Raw genomic sequence first — 4,954 nt, 5'->3', positions numbered from 1 at the left:
CATAACTATATGCTGCTGGCATTCAACCTCCTTATCATCATCTATCCTTATCCTATCACATCCGGACTTTTATGGAAAGAGCTATAATAGGCTATACTCACGGCATAGGTGGACCGATGATCACAATAGTGATAATTGGTGCAGCTTTGCTTGCGATATTCGGCAGAATGCCATGGCCAGCGCTTTTTGCACTCGGTGCGTTCACTGCTGTGTTTTTTGGTGCTCCTGTAGTCGTTTCAAAAATAACACCAGGAGGTGTGATTTGTAAAGACGGTTCAGTAGCGGATAAGTAATAGAAATTATTGGAGGCATAATGAAAAATTTTCTTTTACTTGTGGCTTTGGTTATCTCCTTTGCATTTGATAATGTTTTTGCTAGCAGTGTTACTGATGACGCAACGTCAAACACAATATGCAAAATAGTAGGCTATACTCACGGCATAGGTGGACCGATGATCACAATAGTAATAATTGGTGCAGCATTGCTTGCAATATTTGGCAGAATGCCGTGGCCAGCGCTTTTTGCACTCGGTGCATTTACTGCTGTGTTTTTTGGTGCACCTGTAGTTGTTTCAAAAATAGTACCAGGCGGTGTAATTTGTAAAAATGGTGCAACTGCTTGCCCTGATGGTACCAACTGGGATACAAGTACAGGAGCGTGTAAAAAATAGGCGCTGCAGATTTAGAAAAGCATTAGCTAAACGGTGCTTCTTAAAGGAGCACCATTATTCCACAATTGTATAAATGTTGTCCAAGTGAATAACACTGAGATCCGGGAATTTTTATAAACTGATAGGATGACAAATTTACTAGAACCCTTACCATTTAGTCAAATTTAATCAAATTGCAGAATAATCTAACTTAGGACAGAAATGATTGGAGGGTATAATGAAAAATTTTCTTCTACTTGCGGTTTTAATTTTCTCCTTTGCGTTTGATGCAAATGCTACAAATGCTGCAGATGCTTTTGTTGATACAGATGATACAACATCATCAGTGATATGCAAGATAATAGGCTATACTCATGGCATAGGTGGACCAATGATCACAATAGTGATAATTGGTGCAGCGTTGCTTGCAATATTCGGTAGAATGCCGTGGCCAGCGCTTTTTGCACTCGGTGCATTCACTGCTGTGTTTTTTGGCGCTCCTGTAGTCGTTTCAAAAATAACACCAGGAGGTGTGATTTGTAAAGACGGTGCAGTAGCGGATAAATAATAGAAATTATTGGAGGCACAAACGTAGTTTTCTTTACTTGAAAGTGGTCAAGCTGACCACTTTCAGTGTCTATGAATACCTAATAAATTCTCTTTCTGTAATCATATCAGTTAAAGTCTGGATTCCAGCGTCACGCGCTGGAATGACAAGGCTTATCGTCATGCCGCCGCATACCGTCATACCGCGATTCATTCGCGGTATCTCAGCCGCTAACAAGAGATCCCGCTAACAAGTAGCGGGATGACGGTTGTCGTTTAGCCATAAATATTTAAGAAATTTACCAAACGAAAAAAAAGGCAAAAGAAGCCCTGGTCATTGTCTATTTTCAGTATTGGCGTTTTTTAAGTCTTAAACACTGCAATTTAGCTGCTTTTGAATGCAACTCACCTTAGTTTGAATGTTTAAGAAATTTACTAAGCAGAAAAAAAGGCAAAAGAAACCCCGTGTTAGCTAGTTGTCACTCTCTAATCCTGCAAAATCGGCGTACTATACTGTCTTAAACGACTTATAAGCGCGTTTCAGCTTATATAGGTAAAAACCCAGAAATGTTGTGAAGACATAAGGTGCACATAGTGCAAAAAATTAAAAATAAGACGCCAACTACGTTGTTTTCTTGCTGTTTAATCTGCACAGATGAAGATAACTGAATACCTTCAGTGCCATGATAAGGGGGCTGGCGAGGTTTGTCAAGGAAGTTTTGCATTTAATTCATTTGATAATTCAAAAAACTTGAAAGAATAAAGATAGCTATTGAAATTATCTTGATTTACATCAGTTATCCAAGTTTGACATTGAATACTTAACACTTCCTCCATTAACGCCTTTCTGTAATGTTTATCCAGATGAGACATTATATCATCAAGTAGAAGAAGTGGTGCCTTATTGTAATGAATACACCTTGCTTTTACACTGGATAAAATAATAGAAAGCAGTAATAACTTTTGTTCTCCAGTGGAGCACAGATTTATTGGTACGTTTCTTTTTTGACAAAAAACCCGAAAATTATCGTTATGCACACCAAAGGTTACTCTACCAGTCAATGAATCTTTTTCTCTGTTTTCCTTTAGACGATTCTGAAAATATTCTGCAGTATCGTCCAAAGTTAGCTGGCTGCTGAATTTCAAACTTGCCTTCGGAAAAAACTCACTGGAATGGTTATCAATTGTGTCTTGTAGTGTCTTTAAAACAGACGATCGCATACGTAAAATACTAACTGCATTAACGGCCATTATGTTTTCAAGACTAGAGAGCCAATTTTCGTCCAAGGTGTTCTCTCTCAACAGTTTACTTCGCTCACGTTTAGCTTTTCTGTGTTTCATGTAGCAGCAAGTGTAATTTTCCTCAAACAGTGAGACTATACGGTCTAAAAATTTTAATCTGTCACTTGGAGAATTAAGAAGAACATAGTCCATTTGTGGAATCAGCCATATTACATTGGATATCTTATACAAAGATGAATAACTCGATTGCGTTTTTCCATCAATTTGTATTAGTTTCTTATCAAAACTCTTTGCGATACCAATTGAATTAAAATCCATTCCATTAAAAAAATCATAGTGCACTACCCAATCTTCATTACTGAATCTATTTTGTATCTCACTGGCTTTTGCTTTTTTCATTCCATTGCTTTTAGCAAGCAACGAGATTGCTTCAAGTATATTAGTTTTACCAATACCGTTTTTGCCAGTTATTACAACTGAGCTATCATCTGAATCCAGTTCAAAGTTTGAGTGGCTACGAAAATTATGTAATTTCAGCTTTTTTATGTAGCAATGGGTAGCCATTAACCTATTCTTTAGTTTATATTCTCTTTACTTCTTCCAGAACCTCATCAACATGTCCACTAACTTTTACATTTTTCCAGATCTTCACTATTTTACCTTTTTTATCTATTAAAAAAGTAGTGCGTTCTATTCCCATATACTTTTTGCCAAACATACTTTTCTCTACCCAAACACCATATTTTCCCAACATTTCAGCATTCTCATCAGAAACTAAAGAAAACGGCAGAGAATATTTTGCTTTGAAGTTAGTGTGACATCTAACACTATCTTTTGATACACCAATTATCACTGTGTCAAGGAAAGAAAAATCATCTATTTTATCTCTAAAGCCTTTTGCCTCCATTGTACAACCCGGAGTATCGTCTTTAGGATAAAAATAAAGAACTACATTTTTTTTATCAAAAAATTCACTCAGTGATAAATTTTCACCAGAATCTGCTGGCAAGCTAAAATCGGGTGCATTATTTCCTACTGCTAATTCCATACCTTGCTCCATTAATAACACTTCTATCTATAGTAGTATATTGTAGTCAGAGTATCAAATTTTATATATAGCTAACACAGATAAGATTCTTGACAGGGGGCTTATTGATAACTGCCTTCTCGGCTTGCCGCTTTTGATAAAGTGTGGTTTTCAAGACCATATCAATAGATCCTATTAAAAATCAATCGAATCTTCACATGTTTGTTCTTCATAAAAGAAGTTCAATGTTATCGTAGTACCAAGTTTTGCTTCACTTTTAATGTCAAAAGTTCCACCCATTAACTCTACTAATTTCTTGCTTAGCGGCAATCCGATGCCCGTACCTTCGTTTCTATACCCCGAATCTGCTTGGCCAAAAACAGACATAACTTTATATATGTCCTGCTGCATTATCCCTATTCCATTGTCATGAAACTCAATAGTTAATAAGTTTTTTTCTATATTTTCTTTTACCACCATTCTTATTAAACCACCCTTTGGGGTAAATTTGATTGAGTTTGATAATAAATTTATTATAACTTGTTTCATTCTCTTAGGATCTGCAATAACTAATAATTGCTTATTAGGTATCTCTTTTTTTAAATTAATCTCAGTTTCTCTTAATTTAGGTAATAGCATATTTATGCATGAATCCATTATTTTGTTCAGGTTAAACTTCACTTTTTCTACTGTTAAACTACTTGATTCAGCTTTAGAAAAATCGAGCACATCGTTAATTAAAGCAAGTAAATGCGTCCCTGCATTATATATATCGTCTGCATACTCCTTGTATTGAGAGTTATCCATTGAACCTAAAGTTTTATTTTTGATCAACTCTGCAAATCCAATAATAGCATTAAGAGGTGTGCGTAACTCATGTGTAACGCTTGCAAAAAACTTTAGCTTGTTTGCATTTTCTTGCTCTAATGCCTCTTTTATCTGCTGTAATTCAATGTTAGTTTTATGTTGCTTGGCCAGCATTTTGGTATTAGAAAAGTGCAAATAGAACATTATTAATATTAAAATTATTAATAATAAGCCTAAAAATAGGCCATATGCTATAACATAAGAATTATTGTAGCTTCGAAGAATCTTCAAAAAAAACGACGGTTTAGCGCTATTTTCATGGAATATAGGGAAAATAGAAGTTAATGTATTTCCTGTAGTATAAAATATTTCTTGGTTACTTAATAGTTTATCAATTTCATCGTTTGTAAGTATAGCATTTCTCATAATAGTCCGAACAGGTCATAGGAAGGCAGAATCAACAGCACGACGAAAGGATTCGAATAGAGGAATGTTTTTCCTGGCTCTGTTTTTTATAGCAAACCAATAATGCTCAATTTTGTTGAAATCTGGAGAATATGGAGGCAGATACAAAATTTCTGCACCAACTCCTTTACCAAGCTTTATCAGACTTATGAAAAGTAGCATTGTCAAGAATGACAGTTTGTCCAGGTTCCAAGATTGGTGTCAAAAATTGCTCAAAC

At 35.4% G+C, this 4,954-nt stretch carries 5 protein-coding genes and 3 pseudogenes; 3 read left to right on the top strand and 5 right to left on the bottom strand.

Annotated elements, in window-relative coordinates; translation table 11 throughout:
• Nucleotides 1–83: 83 nt before the first annotated feature.
• The 3 genes and pseudogenes from OZD66_RS01325 to OZD66_RS01315 all read left to right on the top strand — a co-directional run.
• Nucleotides 84–293: pseudogene (locus OZD66_RS01325) on the top strand (TrbC/VirB2 family protein); the annotation flags it as partial.
• Between the two features lie 20 nt (nucleotides 294–313).
• Complete coding sequence (locus OZD66_RS01320) at nucleotides 314–670, top strand: TrbC/VirB2 family protein (RefSeq protein ID WP_015589491.1); 357 nt, start codon at nucleotides 314–316, stop codon at nucleotides 668–670.
• Nucleotides 671–887: 217 nt separating this feature from the next.
• On the top strand, nucleotides 888–1,217 hold the full coding sequence (locus OZD66_RS01315) for a TrbC/VirB2 family protein (protein WP_182368064.1): 330 nt from the start codon (nucleotides 888–890) through the stop codon (nucleotides 1,215–1,217).
• A 69-nt stretch (nucleotides 1,218–1,286) separates the two neighbouring features.
• On the opposite strand, the gene OZD66_RS01310 is transcribed toward OZD66_RS01315, so the two are convergent.
• The 5 genes and pseudogenes from OZD66_RS01310 to OZD66_RS01290 form a co-directional block, all read right to left on the bottom strand.
• Nucleotides 1,287–1,409: a hypothetical protein gene (locus OZD66_RS01310; protein ID WP_259348575.1), complete on the bottom strand. Its 123-nt coding sequence runs from the start codon at nucleotides 1,407–1,409 to the stop codon at nucleotides 1,287–1,289.
• A 494-nt stretch (nucleotides 1,410–1,903) separates the two neighbouring features.
• A complete protein-coding gene (recF, locus tag OZD66_RS01305; RefSeq protein WP_138264925.1) occupies nucleotides 1,904–3,001 on the bottom strand; it encodes a DNA replication/repair protein RecF in 1,098 nt (365 codons plus the stop codon).
• Nucleotides 3,002–3,017: 16 nt separating this feature from the next.
• Nucleotides 3,018–3,485 (bottom strand): thioredoxin-dependent thiol peroxidase, encoded by a 468-nt coding sequence (gene bcp, locus OZD66_RS01300; RefSeq protein WP_065094483.1) that lies wholly within the window; start codon nucleotides 3,483–3,485, stop codon nucleotides 3,018–3,020.
• A gap of 174 nt (nucleotides 3,486–3,659) precedes the next feature.
• Nucleotides 3,660–4,685, bottom strand: a pseudogene (locus tag OZD66_RS01295) (sensor histidine kinase); the annotation flags it as partial.
• A 27-nt stretch (nucleotides 4,686–4,712) separates the two neighbouring features.
• Nucleotides 4,713–4,954 (bottom strand): annotated as a pseudogene (locus OZD66_RS01290) (transposase); the annotation flags it as partial.

It is taken from the genome of Wolbachia endosymbiont of Drosophila baimaii, from assembly GCF_028982185.1.
Classification (GTDB): domain Bacteria; phylum Pseudomonadota; class Alphaproteobacteria; order Rickettsiales; family Anaplasmataceae; genus Wolbachia; species Wolbachia pipientis.
Note: the sequence above shows the minus strand (reverse complement) of the source record. Positions and strands in the feature narration are given on the sequence as shown.